Source organism: Agrobacterium sp. CNPSo 3708, assembly GCF_028674915.1.
In the GTDB taxonomy this organism is placed as follows: Bacteria; Pseudomonadota; Alphaproteobacteria; order Rhizobiales; family Rhizobiaceae; genus Agrobacterium; species Agrobacterium cavarae.
Genome location: NZ_JAQZSF010000012.1, coordinates 16,387 through 37,200, shown reverse-complemented (window position 1 = coordinate 37,200; position 20,814 = coordinate 16,387). Strand labels below are relative to the sequence as shown.

General features: G+C 57.7%; 21 protein-coding genes. 13 read left to right on the top strand and 8 right to left on the bottom strand.

Features of this window, described 5'->3' with window-relative positions:
* Positions 1-10: 10 nt before the first annotated feature.
* Together PVA19_RS21515 and ccoP are read left to right on the top strand one after the other, a co-directional pair.
* On the top strand, positions 11-163 hold the full coding sequence (locus PVA19_RS21515) for a CcoQ/FixQ family Cbb3-type cytochrome c oxidase assembly chaperone (RefSeq protein WP_062425388.1): 153 nt from the start codon (positions 11-13) through the stop codon (positions 161-163).
* 4 nt (positions 164-167) lie between these two features.
* Positions 168-1,031: a cytochrome-c oxidase, cbb3-type subunit III gene (ccoP, locus tag PVA19_RS21510; RefSeq protein ID WP_274104126.1), complete on the top strand. Its 864-nt coding sequence runs from the start codon at positions 168-170 to the stop codon at positions 1,029-1,031.
* 42 nt (positions 1,032-1,073) lie between these two features.
* Here the strand turns inward: ccoP and PVA19_RS21505 are convergent, their stop codons facing one another.
* Entirely contained in the window at positions 1,074-1,475 is a 402-nt protein-coding gene (locus tag PVA19_RS21505; protein WP_112952697.1) for an SRPBCC family protein, read from the bottom strand.
* A 112-nt stretch (positions 1,476-1,587) separates the two neighbouring features.
* Here PVA19_RS21505 and ccoG point away from each other — a divergent pair, with 112 nt between their 5' ends.
* The 5 genes from ccoG to gndA all read left to right on the top strand — a co-directional run bounded on the left by ccoG (position 1,588) and on the right by gndA (position 7,687).
* Complete coding sequence (ccoG, locus tag PVA19_RS21500; RefSeq protein ID WP_274104125.1) at positions 1,588-3,171, top strand: cytochrome c oxidase accessory protein CcoG; 1,584 nt, start codon at positions 1,588-1,590, stop codon at positions 3,169-3,171.
* Positions 3,168-3,668, top strand: a complete 501-nt coding sequence (locus tag PVA19_RS21495) for a FixH family protein (RefSeq protein WP_274104124.1) — start codon at positions 3,168-3,170, stop codon at positions 3,666-3,668. The genes ccoG and PVA19_RS21495 overlap by 4 nt, the downstream gene beginning before the upstream one ends.
* The gene (locus tag PVA19_RS21490; RefSeq protein ID WP_274104123.1) at positions 3,665-5,965 is read left to right on the top strand and encodes a cation-translocating P-type ATPase; all 2,301 of its coding nucleotides are present in this window, start codon (positions 3,665-3,667) and stop codon (positions 5,963-5,965) included. The genes PVA19_RS21495 and PVA19_RS21490 overlap by 4 nt, the downstream gene beginning before the upstream one ends.
* Positions 5,962-6,117: a cbb3-type cytochrome oxidase assembly protein CcoS gene (ccoS, locus tag PVA19_RS21485; RefSeq protein WP_113227305.1), complete on the top strand. Its 156-nt coding sequence runs from the start codon at positions 5,962-5,964 to the stop codon at positions 6,115-6,117. The genes PVA19_RS21490 and ccoS overlap by 4 nt, the downstream gene beginning before the upstream one ends.
* Positions 6,118-6,250: 133 nt before the next feature.
* Positions 6,251-7,687: an NADP-dependent phosphogluconate dehydrogenase gene (gene gndA / locus PVA19_RS21480; RefSeq protein ID WP_116493860.1), complete on the top strand. Its 1,437-nt coding sequence runs from the start codon at positions 6,251-6,253 to the stop codon at positions 7,685-7,687.
* Between the two features lie 210 nt (positions 7,688-7,897).
* Here the strand turns inward: gndA and PVA19_RS21475 are convergent, their stop codons facing one another.
* Positions 7,898-8,932 carry a GlxA family transcriptional regulator gene (locus tag PVA19_RS21475; protein ID WP_062426109.1) on the bottom strand — a complete coding sequence of 345 codons (1,035 nt, stop codon included), beginning with the start codon at positions 8,930-8,932 and terminating at the stop codon, positions 7,898-7,900.
* A 381-nt stretch (positions 8,933-9,313) separates the two neighbouring features.
* On the opposite strand from PVA19_RS21475, the gene PVA19_RS21470 reads away from it, so the two are divergent.
* Positions 9,314-9,724: a response regulator gene (locus PVA19_RS21470; protein WP_246666337.1), complete on the top strand. Its 411-nt coding sequence runs from the start codon at positions 9,314-9,316 to the stop codon at positions 9,722-9,724.
* 107 nt (positions 9,725-9,831) lie between these two features.
* On the opposite strand, the gene glgX is transcribed toward PVA19_RS21470, so the two are convergent.
* Together glgX and PVA19_RS21460 are read right to left on the bottom strand one after the other, a co-directional pair.
* On the bottom strand, positions 9,832-11,907 hold the full coding sequence (glgX, locus tag PVA19_RS21465; protein ID WP_274104122.1) for a glycogen debranching protein GlgX: 2,076 nt from the start codon (positions 11,905-11,907) through the stop codon (positions 9,832-9,834).
* A 136-nt stretch (positions 11,908-12,043) separates the two neighbouring features.
* Positions 12,044-12,244: a hypothetical protein gene (locus PVA19_RS21460; protein ID WP_274104121.1), complete on the bottom strand. Its 201-nt coding sequence runs from the start codon at positions 12,242-12,244 to the stop codon at positions 12,044-12,046.
* Positions 12,245-12,440: 196 nt separating this feature from the next.
* Between PVA19_RS21460 and PVA19_RS21455 the strand changes: the two genes are divergently transcribed.
* Both PVA19_RS21455 and PVA19_RS21450 read left to right on the top strand, forming a co-directional pair.
* Complete coding sequence (locus PVA19_RS21455; RefSeq protein WP_186330186.1) at positions 12,441-13,391, top strand: LysR family transcriptional regulator; 951 nt, start codon at positions 12,441-12,443, stop codon at positions 13,389-13,391.
* A 116-nt stretch (positions 13,392-13,507) separates the two neighbouring features.
* A complete protein-coding gene (locus tag PVA19_RS21450; protein ID WP_062425379.1) occupies positions 13,508-13,669 on the top strand; it encodes an entericidin A/B family lipoprotein in 162 nt (53 codons plus the stop codon).
* A 205-nt stretch (positions 13,670-13,874) separates the two neighbouring features.
* Here PVA19_RS21450 and PVA19_RS21445 read toward each other — a convergent pair whose 3' ends face one another.
* The gene (locus PVA19_RS21445) at positions 13,875-14,612 is read right to left on the bottom strand and encodes a ParA family protein (RefSeq protein WP_274104120.1); all 738 of its coding nucleotides are present in this window, start codon (positions 14,610-14,612) and stop codon (positions 13,875-13,877) included.
* Between the two features lie 235 nt (positions 14,613-14,847).
* Between PVA19_RS21445 and PVA19_RS21440 the strand changes: the two genes are divergently transcribed.
* On the top strand, positions 14,848-15,603 hold the full coding sequence (locus PVA19_RS21440; protein ID WP_274104119.1) for a phosphodiester glycosidase family protein: 756 nt from the start codon (positions 14,848-14,850) through the stop codon (positions 15,601-15,603).
* On the opposite strand, the gene PVA19_RS21435 is transcribed toward PVA19_RS21440, so the two are convergent.
* Complete coding sequence (locus PVA19_RS21435; RefSeq protein ID WP_062598976.1) at positions 15,598-15,951, bottom strand: hypothetical protein; 354 nt, start codon at positions 15,949-15,951, stop codon at positions 15,598-15,600. The two genes, PVA19_RS21440 and PVA19_RS21435, sit on opposite strands and share 6 nt — an antisense overlap.
* A gap of 768 nt (positions 15,952-16,719) precedes the next feature.
* Between PVA19_RS21435 and PVA19_RS21430 the strand changes: the two genes are divergently transcribed.
* Positions 16,720-18,123 carry an L-serine ammonia-lyase gene (locus tag PVA19_RS21430; RefSeq protein ID WP_062425376.1) on the top strand — a complete coding sequence of 468 codons (1,404 nt, stop codon included), beginning with the start codon at positions 16,720-16,722 and terminating at the stop codon, positions 18,121-18,123.
* Between the two features lie 64 nt (positions 18,124-18,187).
* Positions 18,188-18,622, top strand: coding sequence for a DUF1489 family protein (locus PVA19_RS21425; RefSeq protein ID WP_062437550.1), 435 nt, complete (start codon positions 18,188-18,190; stop codon positions 18,620-18,622).
* 215 nt (positions 18,623-18,837) lie between these two features.
* Here PVA19_RS21425 and PVA19_RS21420 read toward each other — a convergent pair whose 3' ends face one another.
* Both PVA19_RS21420 and PVA19_RS21415 read right to left on the bottom strand, forming a co-directional pair.
* Positions 18,838-19,449 carry a transglutaminase-like cysteine peptidase gene (locus tag PVA19_RS21420; RefSeq protein WP_062425374.1) on the bottom strand — a complete coding sequence of 204 codons (612 nt, stop codon included), beginning with the start codon at positions 19,447-19,449 and terminating at the stop codon, positions 18,838-18,840.
* 642 nt (positions 19,450-20,091) lie between these two features.
* The gene (locus PVA19_RS21415) at positions 20,092-20,697 is read right to left on the bottom strand and encodes a PilZ domain-containing protein (RefSeq protein ID WP_062425373.1); all 606 of its coding nucleotides are present in this window, start codon (positions 20,695-20,697) and stop codon (positions 20,092-20,094) included.
* Positions 20,698-20,814 lie beyond the last annotated feature (117 nt).

Below are 20,814 nucleotides of genomic sequence, written 5' to 3'. Positions count from 1 at the left end.
GGAGCACGAGATGGAAACCTACACCGCCATGCGCCACTTCGCCGATAGCTGGGGCCTGCTCGTCATGACGCTCTTCTTCCTCTGCGTCGTCCTTTTCACCTTGCGTCCCGGTGGCGGAAAGGCCGCCAGCGACGCCGCCAAGATTCCTCTCAAGGAGGATTGATACCATGTCGGACAAACAGATAGACCAGATCAGCGGCGTCGAAACCACCGGCCACGAGTGGGACGGCATTCGCGAGCTGAACAACCCCATGCCCCGCTGGTGGGTGTGGACGTTTTACGCCACCATCATCTGGGCCATCGGCTACACCATTGCCTTTCCCGCCTGGCCGCTGATCAGCGGTGCGACGCATGGCGTTCTTGGCTGGAGTAGCCGCGCCACTGTGGCAACCGAGATGGCCAATGCCAAGGCAGGCCAGAACGCCTACCTCGACAAGATCGCATCCTTGTCACTGGAAGATATCCAGTCCGACAGCGAACTCATGCAGTTTGCCGTTGCCGGTGGCGCAGCGGCCTTCAAGGTCAACTGCATCCAGTGCCACGGCTCTGGTGCTGAGGGCGGCAACGGCTATCCCAACCTCAACGATGATGACTGGCTGTGGGGTGGTAAGGCAGAGGATGTCTACACGACCATCACCCACGGCATACGCTTCACCGAGGATCCGGAAACACGCGTGTCGGAAATGCCGGCTTTTGCCGACGTGCTGAAGAGCGATGAAATCCGTGCCGTCGCGGCCTATGTCGTCAGCCTGACAGGAACGCCGCATGATCCGGCCATGATTGATGCGGGCAAGCAGATATTCGCCGACAACTGCGCCTCGTGTCACGGTGATGATGCCAGGGGCAACCGCGATATGGGCGCCCCGAACCTCGCTGACGCAATCTGGCTGAAGGCACACGGCGAAGAGGGCATCGTCGCTCAAATCCGGGCACCCAAGCATGGTGTCATGCCCGCCTGGGGCGAGCGTCTGGGAGATACCACGGTCAAGCAACTGGCGCTCTTCGTCCACTCGCTGGGTGGTGGTGAATAGCGCGACTTAAAAGGCAATAGGGGCCGCGTCGTGCGGCCCTTTTCATTGATGCTCCAGAAGGCCCTTCAAAGTCTTCAGATCCGCCAACACGGCGGCGGCATCCCGGTCGTGATCCTCTTCCGTCATGCCCGGCAGTCGTAAAACGGTAAAGGCGATTTCCGCCCCGTCACCATTCGGTGTCACCCGAAGCGCATTGTAGACTTGCATCCCATCCGGCAGCGTCACCGTGTGGTCGATGACGCCAAAATCATTCGGGTCAGCAAAGCGCACGCAGACGTCTCCCAGCGGCCCCGAGGCGATCCAGTCTTTACCATCCTGTCGCAATCCACTTGCCAGACCCGCCGCCCAGCGCGGCATCCTGTTGGGATCTGAGGCGAGGGCATAGACCTCCCGCCATGGCCGATCGATTGTCATGTGCACGATCCGTGAGATCATCGTTGCCATCATTCTTCTTCCGTTCACAGCGCCTGCGCCACATTGTCCCGACTTGACCTAAGTCAAGGATGATGGACCCCCAAGATGTCAAAACGCAAGGACAGAAACGGACCTTGCGATTATGAACCTTTATACCCCCCGCGACCCCGGCAATGGCTCCGAGCCTGTCGAGAGATTGAATGCCGAACCGGTCAATTCTGCGAAAAACAGGAAGCCGCTTTACGAGGCGCGCAAGAAGATCTTCCCGAAGCGGGCGGAGGGACAGTTTCGTCGTTTCAAATGGATCGTGATGCTGATCACGCTCGGCATCTATTATCTGACGCCCTGGATCCGATGGGACCGTGGTCCCTATGCGCCTGATCAGGCGGTGCTCGTCGATATTGCCAGCAGGCGTTTCTACTTCTTCTTCATCGAGATATGGCCGCAGGAATTCTACTATGTTGCCGGGCTTCTGGTCATGGCAGGTTTCGGCCTCTTCCTCATCACGTCAGCAATAGGCCGCGCCTGGTGCGGCTATACCTGTCCTCAAACGGTGTGGGTCGATCTCTTCCTCGTGGTAGAGCGCGCCATCGAGGGCGACCGAAACGCGCGCATGAGGCTCGAGGCCGCTGCGTGGAGCTTGGACAAGCTGCGAAAGCGCGTCTCCAAGCATCTCGTCTGGCTGGCGATCGGTGTGATGACGGGCGGTGCCTGGATATTCTACTTCGCCGATGCTCCGACACTGCTGAAGCAGTTCATGACGGGCGAGGCGCCGATGGTCGCCTATTACACCGTGGCGATCCTGACGGCGACGACGTACGTCTTTGGCGGTCTGATGCGCGAGCAGGTGTGCACCTATATGTGCCCCTGGCCCCGCATCCAGGGTGCGATGCTGGACGAGCATTCGCTGGTTGTCACCTATAACGACTGGCGCGGCGAACCCCGCTCGCGTCACGCCAAAAAGGCGGTTGCCGCAGGTGAGCCGGTGGGCGACTGCGTGGACTGCAATGCCTGTGTTGCCGTCTGTCCGATGGGGATCGATATCCGCGACGGGCAGCAGATGGAGTGCATCACCTGCGCCCTTTGCATCGATGCCTGCGATGGCGTCATGGACAAGGTCGGTAAGTCGCGCGGCCTGATCGCCTATGCCACGCTTCAGGAATACGATGCAAACATGGCCCTGGCGACCGGCAATGGCGCGCATGACATTCAGCCGAGTGCGGTCCGCAATCCAGATGGCAGCTTCGTCAATGCCGTACGCCATTTCAATTGGCGGATCATTTTGCGTCCACGTACGATCTTTTACATGACAGTCTGGTGTCTGGTCGGTGTCGTCATGCTGGTGACGCTGGCCACCCGCGAGCGCCTTGCGGTCAACGTCATTCACGATCGCAATCCGCAATATGTGCTGGAATCGGATGGCTCGATCCGCAACGGATATACCGTCCGGCTTCTCAACATGATCGCGCAGCCGCGCACCATCACCTTGTCACTGGAAGGGTTGCCAGGCGCCGTGATGAAGATCAACGGTCTGGTCGATCAGCCTGCGCGAAGCTTCGACATCAAGGTCAAGCCGGACGAAGTCACAAGCCTCAAGCTCTTCGTCACCACGCCCGCCGGTGCCAGCAAAACAGCAAGCGATTTCACCTTCCTCGCGTCGGACGCTGAAAACTCAGAGACCGCACACTACAAGGCCGTCTTCAATGGACCGGGAGTAAAGAAATGACGATCGAGCGACAGGAAAAGCCAGGCTTTATCTTCACCGGCTGGCACATGCTCACCATCATGGTGCTGTTCTTCGGCACGGTGATTGCGGTCAATGTCACCATGGCGTGGAACGCGGTTTCGAGTTGGAGCGGGCTTGTGGTGCAAAACACCTATGTTGCCAGCCAACAGTTCAACGGCAAGGCGGAAGCCGCCAAGGCGCGTGCGGCAAGCGGCATCGTCGGCAAGCTCAAACTCGATGGCGATACCATCGCTTACGAGGTGACCCACCCCACCAAGGGGCCTGTCGAGACCGACGCCGTGACGCTCAATTTCCGCCGCCCGGTCGGAGAGAAACAGGATTTCTCTCTGGTTCTGGACAAACGATCGGTGAATGGGTTTGCGGCCCATCACCAGTTGGCGCCAGGAGACTGGATCGTCGAGGCTGTCGCCGTGAAGGATGGCAAGATCATCGTTCATGAAGGCAAACGCATCGATATTGCCGGGGGCGTCAGATGAGCTGCTGCGCACCAGGCACCGAAAGTGCTCTCGACCATGCGGGATTGAGAAAGGCTTTGCCGTCGTCGGAGGAGATGATGCTCGCCAGTCGCGATCTCGGGCAGGGGTTACGACAGATCGATCTCTCGGTGCCCGGCGTCTATTGCGGCACCTGCATCACCACGATCGAAACCTGTTTGAAAAGACTGCCCGAGGTGGAGCGCGCCCGCGTCAACCTGTCCTCGAAACGCGTTTCCATCGTTTGGCGGGAGGAAGTCGCCGACGTCCGCACCGATCCGGGCATCCTTGCCAGGGCAGTCGCCTCGACGGGATACGACACCCATCTTTTTACCAGTGCCGAAGAAGCCTCCGACGAACTCAGGAACCAGTTGATCCGGGCCGTCGGTCTAACGGGTTTTGCAGCCGCAAACATCATGCTGCTGTCCGTGTCGGTTTGGTCCGGCGCGGATGCTTCCACACGCGACATGTTTCACTGGATATCCGCCCTGATCGCGGCACCTGCGCTGATCTATGGTGGCCGGTTCTTCTATCAGTCTGCCTATCGCGCTCTGAAGCACGGCCGGACCAATATGGATGTGCCGATCGCTCTTGCAATCACGCTGTCCTATGCCGTCTCAGTCTGGGAAACGATGCATAGCGGCAGCCATGCCTGGTTCGATGCGACCGTCTCGCTGCTGTTCTTTCTGCTGATCGGCCGCACGCTCGATCACGTCATGCGCGACCGCGCCCGGTCAGCCGTTGCCGGTCTTGCCAGACTGTCACCGCGCGGTGCTATGGTTCTCCTCAACGGTGGAAAGCGCGAATACCGGGCAATTGCCGAGTTGGTTCCGGAAGATACCATCCTTATTGCAGCGGGCGAAAGGGTGCCGGTGGATGGCGTGACCATAGCGGGCACCAGCGACCTGGACATGTCCATCGTCAACGGTGAGAGCGCCACCCGCATTGTCCAGCCAGGCGAGAGTATTCAGGCGGGTACCCTGAACCTCACCGGTCCACTGACCATCAGGGCAACGGCGCTTGCGCGTGAGTCCTTCCTGGCGGAGATCATTGGCTTGATGGAAGCGGCCGAAGGGGGCAGGGCGCGTTATCGGCGCCTGGCAGATCGCGCTGCGCAATACTATTCGCCTGTGGTTCACCTCCTGGCGCTCATATCCTTCGTTGCCTGGGGCATATTTGGCGGCGACTGGAAACAGGCGATGCTGATTGCAATTGCCGTTCTGATCATCACCTGCCCGTGTGCCCTTGGCCTCGCTGTTCCTGTCGTGCAGGTTGTTGCAGCGGGAGAACTGTTCAAGAATGGAGTCATGATCAAGGATGGCTCGGCCATGGAGCGGCTTGCCGAGGCCGATACCGTGCTCTTCGACAAGACCGGTACATTGACGCTCGGCGAGCCCCGCTTGCTCGGTATGGCGGATGTGCCGGACGATGCCCTGCGGCTTGCCGCAGGCCTTGCCGCCAATTCTCGTCACCCTCTTTCCCAGGCGCTCTACGGCTCGGTTCGAGGCGCGCTCCCAGTGTTCGATGCTGTCAGCGAGACACCCGGATGCGGCGTGGAGGCGAAGACAGACAAAGGCATCTACCGGCTCGGCAACAGACGCTTTTGCTGCCCGACCGAGGTGCCGCGAAGTGATGCAGAAACCGCGTCGGAGGTGGTGTTGTCACTGGAGGGTGAAGAAGTTGCGTGCTTCCGCTTCGAGGATCAGACGAGGCCCGGCACGTGCGAGACGATCAAAACCTTGCAGGGTTTCGGGTTCAGCGCAGAGATCGTCTCCGGAGACAGACCAACCGCCGTAGAGGCGTTGGCAGGCAAGCTCGGGCTCGAACGTTGGCACGGCGGCTTCGCTCCGGCGGACAAGGCGCGGCGCTGCGAGGAGCTTGCCGCCGAAGGTCGTAAGGTGCTGATGGTGGGCGACGGGATCAACGACGCCCCGGCGCTGGCCGCAGCCCATGTGTCCATTGCTCCGGCATCGGCAGCTGACATTGGCCGGCAGGCCGCAGACTTCGTCTTCGTCCGAGAGGATCTAAGGTCCGTGGCCTTCGCTGTCGATATTTCGCGACGGGCAGGGCGGCTCATCCGGCAGAATTTTGCGCTGGCGATTGGCTATAACGTCATCGCTGTTCCGATTGCGCTTGCAGGTCTCGCCACGCCCATGATTGCAGCCATTGCCATGTCGACGTCCTCGATCATCGTGGTCACCAACGCGCTTCGCCTCAGTGGCTTCGAACGGAAAGCGACACGAAGGCTTGAGCAGCGGGCCGCCGAAATTGGGATGGCAACTGGAGCGCAGATCGCATGAACATGTTGGTGTTCCTGATTCCCGTCGCGTTGCTTCTCGGCGGGCTCGGTCTGTCCGCGTTCCTCTGGTCGCTGAAAAGCGGTCAGTATGAGGACATGGACGGCTCCGCCTGGCGGGCGCTGGAGGATGGTGACGACAAACCTTCCGCGTGACGGTTTTGGGGACGGCGACACCAAAGGTGACCGCTGTCATCAAAATTTAACCGTTTCAATTGGGTCTCACCTTGCCGTTTGAAGGCTGGAGTGCCAAAACAGGCGCCATCAAATGCAAAATGGAGACACATCCGTGGAACAGGCAGAAATCGGTTTGATCGGTCTTGGCGTCATGGGCTCGAACCTGGCGCTCAACATCGCGGAAAAAGGCAACAAGATTGCCGTTTTCAACCGAACCCCGGAAGCGACGAAGAAATTTTACGCCGACGCCGGCGAATTGCAGGGACAGATCATCCCTTGCGAAACTATTGAAGACTTCGTTGCAGCCATCCGCCCGCCGCGCCCGATCATCATCATGATCAAGGCCGGCGATCCCGTCGATCAGCAGATGGAAATTCTCAAGCCCTATCTGGAAAACGGCGACATCATGATCGATGCGGGCAACGCCAATTTCCGTGACACGATCCGTCGTTTCGACACTCTCAAAGACAGCGGCCTGACCTTCATTGGCATGGGTGTTTCCGGTGGTGAAGAGGGCGCTCGCCATGGTCCGTCCATCATGGTCGGCGGCACCGAAGAGAGCTGGAAGCGCGTCGAAAAGGTGCTGACATCGATCTCGGCCAAATATGATAACGACCCTTGCGTTGCCTGGCTAGGCAATGATGGCGCCGGACACTTCGTCAAGACCATCCATAACGGCATCGAGTATGCCGATATGCAGATGATCGCCGAAATCTACGGCATCTTGCGCGATGGTCTGAAGCTCAGCGCCGGCGAAATTGCCGATGTCTTCGGCACGTGGAACAAGGGCCGCCTGAATTCCTATCTGATCGAGATCACCGAGAAGGTGCTACGCGCCGCCGATCCGGTCACCGGCAAGCCGATGGTGGATCTGATCCTCGACAAGGCAGGTCAGAAGGGCACTGGCAAGTGGTCCGTCATCGAGGCCCAGAACATGGGCGTCGCGGCAACGGCTATCGAAGCTGCCGTCGCTGCCCGTATTCTTTCGTCGCAGAAGGACGAGCGCGAAGCCGCTGAGAAGATCTTCGGCGTTCCGAAGGCGCTTGCCGCACCCGCCGACAAGCAGGCCTTCATCGACGATCTGGAAAACGCACTTCTTGCTGCAAAGATCGGCGCCTATGCGCAAGGCTTTGCCGTGATGGCTGCGGCTTCCAAGGAGTTCAACTGGGACCTGCCGATGCCCACCATCGCCCGCATCTGGCGCGCTGGCTGCATCATCCGCTCGCAGTTCCTGGATGAAATCACCTCGGCCTTCACCAAAGATCCGCATGTGGCAAACCTGATCGTGACGCCTGCCTTCTCCAAGATGGTTCAGGACACCGACGCACCGTTGCGCCACGTCGTTTCGCACGCCATCCTGTCTGGCCTGCCTGTTCCGGCTCTTGCCTCCGCACTCGGTTATTTCGACGCCTACCGCCGTGGTCGTGGCACAGCCAACCTCATACAGGCGCAGCGCGACTTCTTCGGCGCGCATGGTTTTGAGCGGACCGATGGCGTCGACAAACCACACGGCCCGTGGGGTAGCGGCCTCGATATCTTCTCGAAGTAACGAACAAAGGCTCGCTTCGGCGGGCCTTTCTTTTTCGGGGCGATGTAGATCTACGTGGACTCAGGCATCATGGCCGAGGTTGACCCGACCATTGGTCTTTCAACGGATTGCCAGTCCCGACACGCGGCCGAGAATTTAGGCTGTCTCACTCTTTGGAAGCGACCGACAACGCGCTGCACTGACGTAGCGCGGCGCGTGCTAACGGCAAATTCAATGTGCGGCCTTGCCCTGGCTGGCTGCCAGCATTCTCGATGCGCTGATCACGAGTTTGCGCTCTGCTCGCTCCTGTTGCGGCGTGCGGTTATAGATTTCGCGATAACACTTGGAAAAGTGCGAGGCCGAGACGAAGCCACAGGCGACCGCGACTTCCACGACCGGCATGGCCGATTGTACCAGAAGGTGACGCGCCCGGTCCAGCCTGATCTCAAGATAGTAGCGCGCGGGTGATCGGCCCATTTCCTGGCGGAACAATCGCTCCACCTGCCTGCGGGAAAGATCGGCACCTTCGGCAATATCGAGAAGCGAAAGAGGCTCAGAGAGGTTGCTTTCCATCAGCTCGATGATCGAGAGAACCTTGTCGTTCTGCACGCCAAGACGGGCGCGGAGCGGCAGGCGTTGGCGATCGTGTGGATTGCGCACGCGGTCCGTCAACTGCTGCTCGCACACGCGGTTCACGAGGTTTTCGCCGAAATCCTGACCGATCAGGTTCAGCATCATGTCGAGCGAAGCCGTTCCGCCGGCGCAGGTATAAATATTGCCGTCCACTTCGTAGAGATCGGCATAGACTTCGACTTGCGGAAAAGCCTCGGAAAAACCTGGGAGATTTTCCCAGTGGATCGCACAGCGCTTGCCATTCAGCAGTCCCGCCTGGGCAAGCACATGTGCGCCCGTACAGAGACTACCGACAGCAATGCCGCGATTGTTGACTTCACGCAGCCAGGCATTGACCGACTTGTTCACATATTGATCGATGTCGATCCCGGAACAGACCAGCACCATGCTTGGGCGGTTCTCGCCGCCGATGCATTTGCGCTCTTCAGCAAGAGAGGTGTTTGCCTCGAGCGCAATACCGCTGGAGGAGGTCACCTTGAGGCCGTCAATGGAAGCAAGGCGCCATTCATAGGCGTCGTAACCGAGCATACGGTTGGCGATACGCAACGTTTCCACCGCCGCCGTAAACGGAAGCATGGTGAACTGAGGAACCATAAAAAATACGATTGAACGTTTCTTGGGAGTTTTGCTCATGACGACCATGCCCCATTTTGCGGAAAAGCAATTTCTTGCTTGGAAACTATCATCTGTATGTTCTGAATGCGACGGCCTGAAGGAGAAATACGACGCGGGTTCGTCCACGTCAAAAAAACAATCCGTGAGACTGGCTTGACAAACGGCAATATCTAATTTGCGACATGCCGTTTCGAGATATTTTGCATTTTATTAATATTGTTTTCAATTTTGTCCCGCATGCTCTCATCAATGTCGCCGAATTGCGCGTTCTGTTGAAAAGATGGAATGGCGGACGTCGAAGCCACCGCCACCCATCGGGTGCCACAGCACGTGAACCGCCAAGTCTTGTGTCTGGCGGTCAAGGCTTAAAGCGGAGTATTGCGTATGCAGGAAGCTGGCGTGACGGTATTGGTTGTCGAAGACGAACCAATCATTCGATTTGCCCTCGTGGATGCCCTGGAAGAGAAGGGCTACCGCGTTTTGGAAGCATCCAATGTGCTGGAAGCCGTGGGTGTGATCGGCAAGAACGAGCAGATCGCTGCCGTGGTGACGGATATCGACATGCCGGGCGGTTTGTCCGGCCTTGATCTCGTCGAGACACTAGACAAGTCTCAACATCACATTGCAGTCGTCGTCACCTCCGGGGGACATGCATCTGAAAGCTTGGACCTTCCGGCAGATGCCCGCTTCTTCAGCAAGCCCTATCATTTCGACGACATTCTCTTCGCCGTGCGCTCTGCTATCGCCGCCAAGGCGAAGCTGTTGAAGAAGCGCCGCGGCTTGCGCCTCGTCGGCGCCGCGGCACGCTGACCCTTGAAGGTGCCGCGCCGGTCGGTGAACGACCGGTTCCGCGCATATAGAAAAAGCCGGAGGGTCACTCCGGCTTTCATTCTGAAATCAGACTCTGTGATCGATGATTACGCGGCGCGCAGCAAGACCAGGCTGCGGGCTTCCATCGTATAGTTCTGCGCGTTGGCAATCTGGTTGCCGGTCACGGTTGGGTCGGCTGTGGTCAGCTCCGTCGTCCAGCCATGCTCGACTTCGGGAAGCTTGAACTCGACATCGCCCTCATGCGGATTGAAGAGAATGAGGACATCATTCCATTCGTCGCCTTCCGTGCCGCCTTCTCGGGTCATCCTCAGGCCAAGCGATGTGCTTCCCGCGTCCGCCCAATGTTCCGGCGTCTGCTCTCCACCGCCCGGGTTCAGCCAGGTAACATGCGTGCCGTCATGCCAGCTGTCGCGACGAAGCACGGAATGGGTCTGCCTTAGTTCGATCAGACGGCGGGTGAACTCGCGCAACGTCTCGGCACTTTCCGGCAGCCCTTCCCAGTGCACCCAGCTCAGATCGCTATCCTGGCAATAGCCGTTATTGTTGCCCATCTGGCTGCGGCCGAACTCGTCGCCGGCAAGAATCATTGGCGTGCCGTGAGAAAGCAGAAGGGTTGCGAGAAAATTGCGCTTCTGGCGATCACGAACGGCGGTGATGCCTTCGTCATCCGTCGGGCCTTCGACGCCGTAGTTGAAGCTGCGATTGTCGCTGTGACCGTCCTTGTTGTCTTCGCCATTCGCCTCGTTGTGCTTCTCGTTGTAGGAAACGAGGTCGTTCAGTGTGAAGCCGTCATGCGCAGTGATAAAGTTTACACTTGCCCAGGTCTTGCGGCCGCGAAGATCATAGACGTCGCCGGAACCGAGAACGCGCGCGGCAAAATCGCCGGCCGTGCCATCCTCATCTTTCCAGTATTCGCGCACCGTGTCGCGGTACTTGTCGTTCCATTCCGCCCAGCCGGGCGGGAAGCCGCCGACCTGATAACCGCCAGGGCCGATGTCCCAGGGCTCACCCACGAGCTTCAAGCGAGACAGCACCGGATCCTGGCCGACAGCATCGAAGAAGCCGCTGCGCTGATCGAACCCTTCCGGCTCGCGACCCAGAATAGTGCCAAGGTCGAAGCGGAAGCCGTCGACATGCATATCTTCGGCCCAGTAGCGCAGCGAGTCCGTCACCATCTGCAGCACGCGCGGGTGAGAGGTATTGACGGTGTTTCCCGTTCCCGTGTCGTTAATGTAATAACGGGGCTGATCGGGCAGGGTGCGGTAATAGGAGAAGTTGTCGATCCCCTTGAAGGAGAGGGTCGGTCCAAGCTCATTGCCTTCTGCCGTATGGTTATAGACCACGTCGAGAATGACTTCGATGCCGCCATCGTGGAAGGCCCGCACCATATCACGGAAGCCTGCCATGGCACGCGGGCCGTAGTAACGCGATGCCGGTGCAAAGAAGGCAAGGGAGTTGTATCCCCAGAAGTTCTTCAGTCCCTTGTCGAGCAGATGGGAATCGTCGGGGAAGTAGTGGATCGGAAGAAGCTCGATCGACGTGATGCCGAGGCTTTTGATGTAAGAAACGACATCCTTGTGGCCGAGCCCTTCATAGGTGCCCTTGAGCTCCTCGGGCAGGGCAGGGTGAAGCTTGGTGAATCCCTTGACGTGCGTTTCGTAGAAGATGGTCTTTGACCACGGAATGTTCGGACGCTTGTCGCCGCTCCAGTCATAATCCTTGGGATCGATCACGCGGCACTTGGGCATCTTGGAGGCGCTGTCGGCCTCGTTATAGGACAGATCCTTGTCTTCGCTGTTCAGGTCGTAGCCGAACTGCTCCTGGCCCCATTGGATGTCGCCCACCAGTTCGCGCGCGTAAGGGTCGACCAGCAGCTTGTTGGGGTTGAAGCGGTGGCCGTTTTCCGGATCGTAGGGGCCGTGGACGCGATATCCATAAAGGGCACCGGGCTTCAATCCCGGAACATAGCCGTGCCAGATTTCGTTGGTAAACTCAGGCAGAGTGATGCGCTCGATTTCGGTGTTGCCCGTCTCATCGAAAAGACAAAGTTCGACCCGTTGTGCACATGCGCTGAAGATTGCAAAATTTACGCCGTCGCCATCGAAATTGGCGCCCAGACGCGTGAAATCGCCGGGCTGAATGCTAGAGCCGAACTTAGACATGGGTTTCCTCTTGATGAAGTGACCGAGTGAAACTGGCTTGTCTGTGGTTTGTTCCGCAGCGCAAAAAAATGGCCCGCCGGAATATCCTGGCGAGCCATTTACTCATTTATCTCGACGCAGCGTCGGCAGCATTTGGTCACTTGCGGATGGTGTCGTTGGCAGGCCATCCAATGTCCTTCAATGTGTCTGCGGGCAGGCTCTCGAGAATGCGCAGGTTGCGTCTGCGTTGCCAGGAAGCACGAAGCTCGAATCCAGCGGTGACCACGCGGGATATCCAGGACGGCGGGCGTAGCCGAAGCCAGCTACCGGTCTCCTCATGCGGGATTATCATAGTCATTTTTAACGCTCCTTCCTTTTTGTTTCAGCGTCTGTCGTGAATGCGACACGACACCTATGCGCTTGCCAAAATCATCAATCAATCGAATGACAGTGATGGCATCCATGACATTTTGTGTTGCTTTATTCCGATTGCAGGTGCGATCGTTTCTGCATGTGAGGAAGAATGGACGTCACTTGACATTCAATCAAACGAAATGATATCGATCTATCATTCAGAAAAATTGACGGACACGGTCATGACTGTTTCATTTCGCCAGCCTCTTCCCTTGCTCGATAACGATATCCTCCGCACCTTCGTCGCGATCGCCGAGACGGGCAATTTTTCGACGGCTGCCGAGGCGGTTTTTCGAACGCCCTCCGCAGTGTCCATGCAGATCAAGAAACTCGAAGAGCAGTTGAAGACGACGCTCTTCCTGCGTGATGCACGTTCAGTGACGCTGACCGCACATGGCGAGACCCTGCTGACCTATGCCAGACGAATGATCGCGCTGTCGAACGAGGCCGTGTCTCGCTTCGTCATGCCGGAGCTGTCCGGCGTCGTGAAGCTGGGTGCGCCAGATGATCTCGGTCAGCGCGGATTGCTGCCCGGAATCCTCAAGCGCTTCGCAGAAGCCTTTCCTGCAATCATGGTGGACGTCACGATCGACTCCAGTTCGCAACTCTACAAGCGCATCGATGAGCAGCGGCTTGATCTGGCGCTGGTCAATTGCGCCTCCCATCCTCTACGCGATACCGGCGAAGTCTTGATGCGGGAACGGCTGGTCTGGGCGGGTGCGAAATGCGGCACCGCGCATTTGCGCGATCCATTGCCGATCTCGATCTGGGAGGATGGCTGCATCTGGCGCTCAGAGGCGATCAACGCGCTGGACAAGCGCAATCGTCCGTATCGGGTTGCCTATCTCAGCGGTCACACGATGGCGCAAAGAGCGGCAATCGAAGCCGATCTGGCGATTGCGCCGCTTCCGCGCTCCTATGTTCATAACGACATGGTCATTCTTGGAGAGAAGGAGGGACTGCCGCCGCTTGGCAGTTTCGATATCCGCCTGATCATGACCGACAAAGTGTCCCGTCCAATCCAGGCCGTTGCAGACAGTATTCGCAATGCGTTTCGCGATGTCGCACAGGTCGGCGCAGATCGTGGGTGAAATAGGTTGCGCCCTCACGTTTTTTTGAAAACGCGTGGAACCTGAACAAGTTTGCAGCGTTTTTCGTGCGTCACGGATCACGCCTGCAGGTGCAGGCTCAAGGGGAGTTTTGAAATATGACGACACGTGCACTCGCAACCGTTGCTGCCATTCTCGTTACGGTCGCTAGCCTTAGCTCTTGCGGCAACACAATTCGCGGCGTCGGCCGTGACACAGCGAATGCCGTGGATGCAACGCAGGATGCAGGACGCAGCGTGGACCGCGCAGCGCGCCGTTGACACGATCATGGCACCGCCGCGTGCCGTATAGGTTGACGAAAATGATGAAGCCGACGAGCAATCGTCGGCTTTTCTGTTTTCAACAAGTGCCAAACTGGCTTTTCAAGCGTGTCGCGATCTTTCAGATTCGCTCCTCACGCTTTCGATCCCTGTATTGTCGCATGTCGTTATCGCAAAACCGCTTCGCACTCTTGCGCGACTTGCTTCAGGCCGCTTTCTTAGCCGGCTTCGAAGCGACGGCCTTTGCACCCGCAGCCTTGGCGGATTTGGCCGCAACGGTCTTTGCAGGCACGAGACTTAGGACCTCGAGAGCAAGCGCCTGCGCATTCTCACACGCCTTGTCCAGGTTGCTGACGCGCTCCGGATTCATCATATGCGGAGCACCGCCGGTCACGAACATATCGCGATAGGCAGCGCGTTCTACCAGAGGCGTTCCCATCACGTGCACCATCTTCTCCGCCAGCAACGACTTCACAGCCTGCATGGAGCGGGTGGTGATGATTGGGCTGATGCGCGTCAGAATGACCGAATGCGGAATATGGATGTTACAACGCTCGGCGAGGTCCTTCAGAAGACCGAGAACTTCGGCGCCGCCCACAGCATCCATGGCGCAGCCCTGGACAGGAATAAGCACGTGGTTGGCAAAGCCAATGGCCTTCGCCATGAGTGGTGACCGCCCGCCGGGAAGATCGACGATAACATAACCGCCGCGCTTCTTGCTGCCCTTGATATGGCCTTCGATGGTATCATCGCTCACGTCCGAAATGACGGAAAGGTTTTTCTGGGCTTTCGTCAGCCCGTACCACCTGGACGTCCACTGTTGCGGATCCGCATCCAGCAACGTGACGCGGTGTCCCAGTCGGGCAAGTTCGCTGGCAATGATGACGGCAGCCGTCGTTTTTCCCGCTCCGCCTTTGGTATTTGCAAATGTAATGACTGGCACTGTCTGAACCCCTGATCCTGTGTTCGAGCCGTATCATCGCCCGCAATCGACAACCGCTTCATCATAAAACGGAACGTGTTTTCTTGTTTGATTGTAGTGCTGCGGCCTCAATTCAGGCGGAAAGTCCGTCTGGAAAGAAGGTGGCCTCGTCTCAGATCTTTTGAATCTTGCTTATGCGGCGCACCGGCGCCCACCCAATAGAAACGATGATTCTTTACTTCCGCCAAGGGAAAATATGCGCCGCTTTGTAATATATTTTTTGTCATTGCTTCTTGCAACACAAGCACGCGGTAGTGAATTACCTTCCTACTGTCTCAGAATGGAACACGCCGGCGCGGCTTATACGGTTTGCAGCTTTGACCCGAGCAAAGCCGATATCCGGCTTTTTAGCCGTGACGACGTCACGGGCGCCTCCTATGGCGGCTTTGCTGCATTGTCGTCGGCCCTGTGGCGGCAGCATCAATTCATCGTCTTCGCCATGAATGGCGGCATGTACCACCGCGATCTCTCGCCAGTCGGGCTCTACATAGACAACAAGATCGAGAAGACACCGATCAGCTCTGCCGGGGGCTGGGGCAATTTCCACATGCAGCCGAATGGCGTTTTCTTCATTGCCGACGGGAAAGCTGGCGTGCGCGAAACCAGCGCTTACCTGAATGCCAATCTCAAACCCGATCTTGCCACGCAATCAGGCCCGATGCTCGTCATCGATGGAAAACTCCATCCGCGCTTCCTTGCCGACAGCGACAGTTTCAAACGCCGAAACGGCGTTGGCGTCTCATCCGACGGCATCGTTCATTTCGTCATCTCGGAAGACCCGGTGCGCTTCTATGATTTCGCCACGCTGTTCCGCGACAGATTGAAGACCGACAACGCTCTCTATCTGGATGGCACGATCTCCAGCGTCGATATTCCCGCAGCGGGCAGGCGCGATAGTCTTTTCCCTATGGGCCCGATCATCGCTGTCGTGGAACGGGTACCGGACTTATAGAGGTGACTTGGGATAGGCTTTTTCAAGCCCGCCAGATTTGGCGAGCCCGCTTTTAAACGCATTATAGGCGGGGTGCTGGCTGCTCTTGGCGACCTCGTGAAGGCGGATCTGCAGGCGCGCAGGGGCATTGTCACCAAACCATCTGCCGCATTTTTCCAGCTTCAGAGCATTGAGAAAGCGCGACTGAGATTCCCTGTCTAAAAAGACGAGAAGGCCTTCCAGCAGCGCTTCGTCCTGCTTTGGATTTTCTAAGAGAAGTCTCAACCAGGCCTCGTCGTCCGCGCTCAGCGTCGAAATCTTCGAGGCCACGGTATCCCGGTCTGGAAAGGCTGATGAAGCGCTCTGCATGATTCCCCGCTCTGCTTGAGTGTCCTTCCGGTAGTGCAGAGATAGATGCTTTTCAAGCAGTCTTTGCGGCCTCGTGCAGTGCGCCAAGCCGAGCGCCTCTTTAACGAAAGATCAGTTTCCAACGTAAGGCGTGTCTTGCAGTGTTTACACTCGTGTCCGAATTGAGGTCACAAAGCTGACTGCATCCCGATGGCCATCGCCTATTAAGCGCTTGTTTTTTCATATACCTATGCGCTGGACGTATGGCAGGTCACAGGATTCGCCTTGGTTTAGCCTCTTTTTGCATTTGCGTTCGTCATACATTTTTAATAAATGGTTGCGCCATGGGACGCGCTGCAAGAGCCGCCCGAAGAGTGAACACGCTGGAGTCATCATGGAAGAAACCGCTCAGAAATCCTGCTGGGGTGTTACGTTACGCGCACTTGCAGGCTTCGCTGCTTTTCTCGCATTGACCTATCTTTTTGGTACACCGTAAGCATCTCACTTTTTAAAAAGTTTTTTCGCAAAACAGCGCGGCCTCTCCCAAGAGCCGCGTTGTTTTCGTCTGGCGATACCGCTTGAGCGCCGTGCGTCCCTTTGGACGCACAGAGGACGCTTCATCGTTTTAGACTCCACGCATCGCGCTTTCCCGAAACCGGTCCCGATTCCGGGTCGATGCCGTCGTTGCCACAGCGCTACCGACACAGTTTTGGCCGCTTTTTGATATGGCTCGTGCCGTGCGCTTCCGATAGAGTCGCGCCAATAGGTCTATACATAGGGCATCCCAGAATGTTTCTTTCCGTCTTCGACGTGTTCAAAATCGGCATCGGACCTTCTAGCTCCCACACAATGGGACCCATGTCGGCTGCCAACCGCTTTCTTGAACTGATCCTGTCGGATGACTGGCCCAGGCCTTCAGGCGCAGCAGTATCTGCCATAAAGGTCAGCCTGCACGGCTCGCTTGCCTTCACGGGCATCGGCCATGGATCGGGCAAGGCTGTTGTCTTGGGCCTGACGGGCGAGAAGCCGGATCAGGTCGATCCGGATGCCATGGACGGGATTATCGCTGAGGTGGAGCGCACGGGCCTTGTGAAGCCGGCAGGTCATCCGTCCTATGCCTTTCGTCCGAACGAAGATCTCGTATTCGACAAGAAGAACCCGCTTCCCGGCCACGCCAATGGCATGACCTTCTCTGCCTATGACAATCAGGGCAGGATGCTTTTGAAGCGCATCTATTACTCCGTCGGTGGCGGCTTCGTTGTCACGGACACCGAACTCGACGCCATGCGCCAGCGCGGAAAGACGGTCGATAACGGCCCCAAGGTGCCTTATCCCTTTGCCACCGCGAAGGAGATGCTGGACATGGCAGCGCGCTCTGGCCGCACCATCGCCCAGATGAAGCGCGCCAATGAAGAGACGGTTATGAGCCGCGACGTGCTGAATAGCCGGCTTGACCAGATCTGGGATGCCATGAACGGCTGTATCGAACGCGGCCTGAAGGGCGAAGGCATCATGCCGGGCGGGCTCAAGGTTCGTCGCCGCGCGCGTTCTATCCACGACAAACTGAATGCCGAGTGGCGCAGCAACCGGTTAAATCCCGTTCTCGCCAACGACTGGCTGAGCGTTTACGCCATGGCGGTGAATGAAGAGAACGCAGTCGGCGGTCGTGTCGTGACCGCTCCGACCAATGGAGCGGCAGGTGTCGTGCCCGCCACTGTTCGCTATTTCCGCCACTTCCATGAGGATGCCTCGGTCGACGACGTTCGTGACTTCCTGCTGACGGCAGCGGCGATCGGAGGGATCATCAAGCACAATGCGTCGATTTCCGGCGCCGAAGTCGGCTGTCAGGGGGAGGTGGGCTCCGCGGCGGCTATGGCGGCGGCGGGTCTTGCTGCGGTGATGGGCGGCTCGCCGGCACAGGTGGAAAACGCTGCGGAGATCGCGCTTGAGCACCATCTTGGCATGACGTGCGATCCGGTTGCAGGTCTGGTGCAGGTGCCCTGCATCGAACGCAACGCGCTTGGCGCAGTGAAAGCCGTGACGGCTGCCTCGCTCGCGTTGAAGGGGGATGGAGAACATTTCGTGCCGCTCGACGCCTGTATCGAAACCATGCGCCAGACCGGCAATGACATGAGCGAGAAATACAAGGAAACCTCCACCGGTGGCCTCGCCGTCAATGTCGTGGAATGTTGATATTTGATGACGCGATTGTTTGACGGGCGCTTGACGCGTCCGTCGAAACGGCATTGATAGCGGCATGGCTCTACATTTGATCAAGCTCTGCGTCGGCGCGGATTCCATCGAGGATCTGCGCGAATGGGTATCCCAACGTTCGCTAACCGCTATGGCGGCTGGCCTGGAACCGCACAGCGTCCACACCACTCGCATGATCCCGAAGCGCATGGAAGAGCTGCTCGACGGTGGCTCTCTCTATTGGGTGATCAAGGGACAGGTACAGGCGCGCCAAAAGCTTCTCGATATCCGTTCCTTCACCGGTGGCGATGGCATCACGCGGTGTGATCTGGTTCTGGGACCGGAAGTCATCGAGACCTCGCCTGCACCAAAGCGTCCCTTCCAGGGCTGGCGTTATCTTAAAGACGAGGAAGCTCCACGCGATCTGGGCGGCTCAGGCCTTGCGGACGACATGCCCTCCGATCTCCGACGGGAACTCGCGGAACTCGGACTTCTTTAGCACGACCCTCGCAGTTCTTAAGCGCCGGCACATGTCAAAATAGAAAAACCGGCTCCGGGGGCAACGGAACCGGTTCTGCGGCAGGATCGACACGGGGTAAAGCGACCTGCCTAAACCTTGGAAGCACTTGCGACGAACGTCTTTGCCGTCACGACTTCCGCTTATTAAACTGCACCGGGCTGCGGGGAGGCGTTCCGTCGCTCTGTCCCTTGCAATCAGTTCTTGATGCCGGCGACGGCGCTGACGTTGCGGCCGTCCTGAACCTTGACCCAGCGGCCTGGATTGTTCGAATCCTGGCGCTTGAGATAGGTGTATTCGGTATCCGACCAGTCCATGACCTTGTTGCGGAGGTTGTCGAGAATAAAGTCGCCGCGGTCGGTCCGCACCGTCAGCACCGCATGGCCCGAGCCGTTCGGCTGCAGCACGACGGTGATCAACAGGTTGGAGGCGGAGATGCCTTTGTTCATCAGCATCTTACGCTTCAAGAGCACGAAGTCTTCACAGTCGCCTGCTGTCGTCGGATAGGCCCAGCGCTCTTCGACGCCGTAAATCTCCATATCGGTCGCTGGCGTGATGGTGGTGTTGACCGTGTAGTTCACGTCCAGCATCGTCTTCCAGGTTTCTTCCGTCAACCGAAGCGGGCCCATATCGGCCGAGGTTGGCTGGCATTCGCTCTGGTAGGTCTGGCAGAACTCATAATGCCCGATCGGAGGATTGGCCTTTCCGATGATGCGCATTGCTGCTCCTGGCGATGCTTCTGCCTGCGGGGCGAATGCGCCAATTGCCAGTGCTGCTATGATCAGTCCCAAACGGCTGTGTTTTTTCATTTCTTGTCTCCCCGTTGTGAGGAGGACAATGCCAGCGACACTTTGATCGCACGCAAAAAAGCGCGCTCAAATTCGAGCTTAAATTAAGCAAAAACAACAGCTTATTTGATTCATGTTTGAATGGAATTTGAATAGAATTTTATCGATCCGATTAGCTCGTCAGTCGACCGAAGGCTGCAAACCGCCCACATTCCGGCACCCTGTGAATGGAGTAGGGTTAACGAGCACGGTGATTTCAGCCAGTGTTGAGCAACACTCAACCATTCATTCACTTTGTTTTGGAGGTGAAAGCCCGCTCAAAACGGCTGAAAGCGGCGAAAATTCCTGTTCTGATTGCAGAAAAAATCGTACTTCAACCGTCTTTTTCTGCGCTTTTTTCAGAAATTTCTTTTGAGTCCCACTTTGGAGCAGGTTGATCCCAACCTTTGGAAGGCCTTTGGCCAAGCATACTTACGCAGCATGGAGGGAGTTCGACCGATAAATCGTTGGAACAAGGCTCGGGACTCACGAGCGCTCTCGAGATGGTGACGGCCTGTCGCACCTTATGCGCAAGATCTGCAGCGGAAACTAACGATCGAAAGGCAAGAAAAAACCGGCAAACGCTGGGCGTCGCCGGTCCTTAAATTCGATCGTGAAAAAGTCTCAGAGAAACTCGATCAGTGCGTCCTTGGACTGAACACTGTCGAACTCGATCGCAACGCCTTCCATGAAATGGCGAACGATGCGCCCCCCCATATTGCCGAGGCGGACGGTGGTGCCGAGCGCTGGCCGAGGTTCGATCTCGATAGCGGCACCGGAGAGCGAAAGGTCGATGATGCGGCAGCCGACCGTATTGCCGTCATTCAGGAGAAGCGAGGCATTTGGGTTGCGCGGAGTCAGACGATCATGCCGCCGGTCCTCAGGCAGGCCGAGCGCCTGGCGCTTTGCAATCCACGCCAGTTGAGCGGCGAGTTTCTCGCGCTTGCGTTCTGTCGCTGCAATAGCGATCGAAAAACCGTCGCCAGTGAGATGTGTGACCTTGCCTTCGACGCGACCGATATGCTGCAGATAGATGATGATCCGGTCATTCCGGTTCGGTCTGGCAAAGCACGTCAGCCGCGCACTTTCCGCCGTCATTTCTGTGGCAGTACAGTCAAACTCATCTTCAGTCGGCAACATAAGACGTCCGGAAAGACCGACGGTAACCGGCGGTTCGGCGGTGTCGACTGACTTCGAAACGTGGGCGTGTGCGAGATGTGATGAAAACATGGCCTGCGCTATGTTGCATGAAGAAAAGGACAAGCCCTATTTACTACGCGCGGGTTAACAGACTGTTTTGTCGTACAGCAATATTTGAGGAGAATTACGCGATATCAGCGAAAGCTT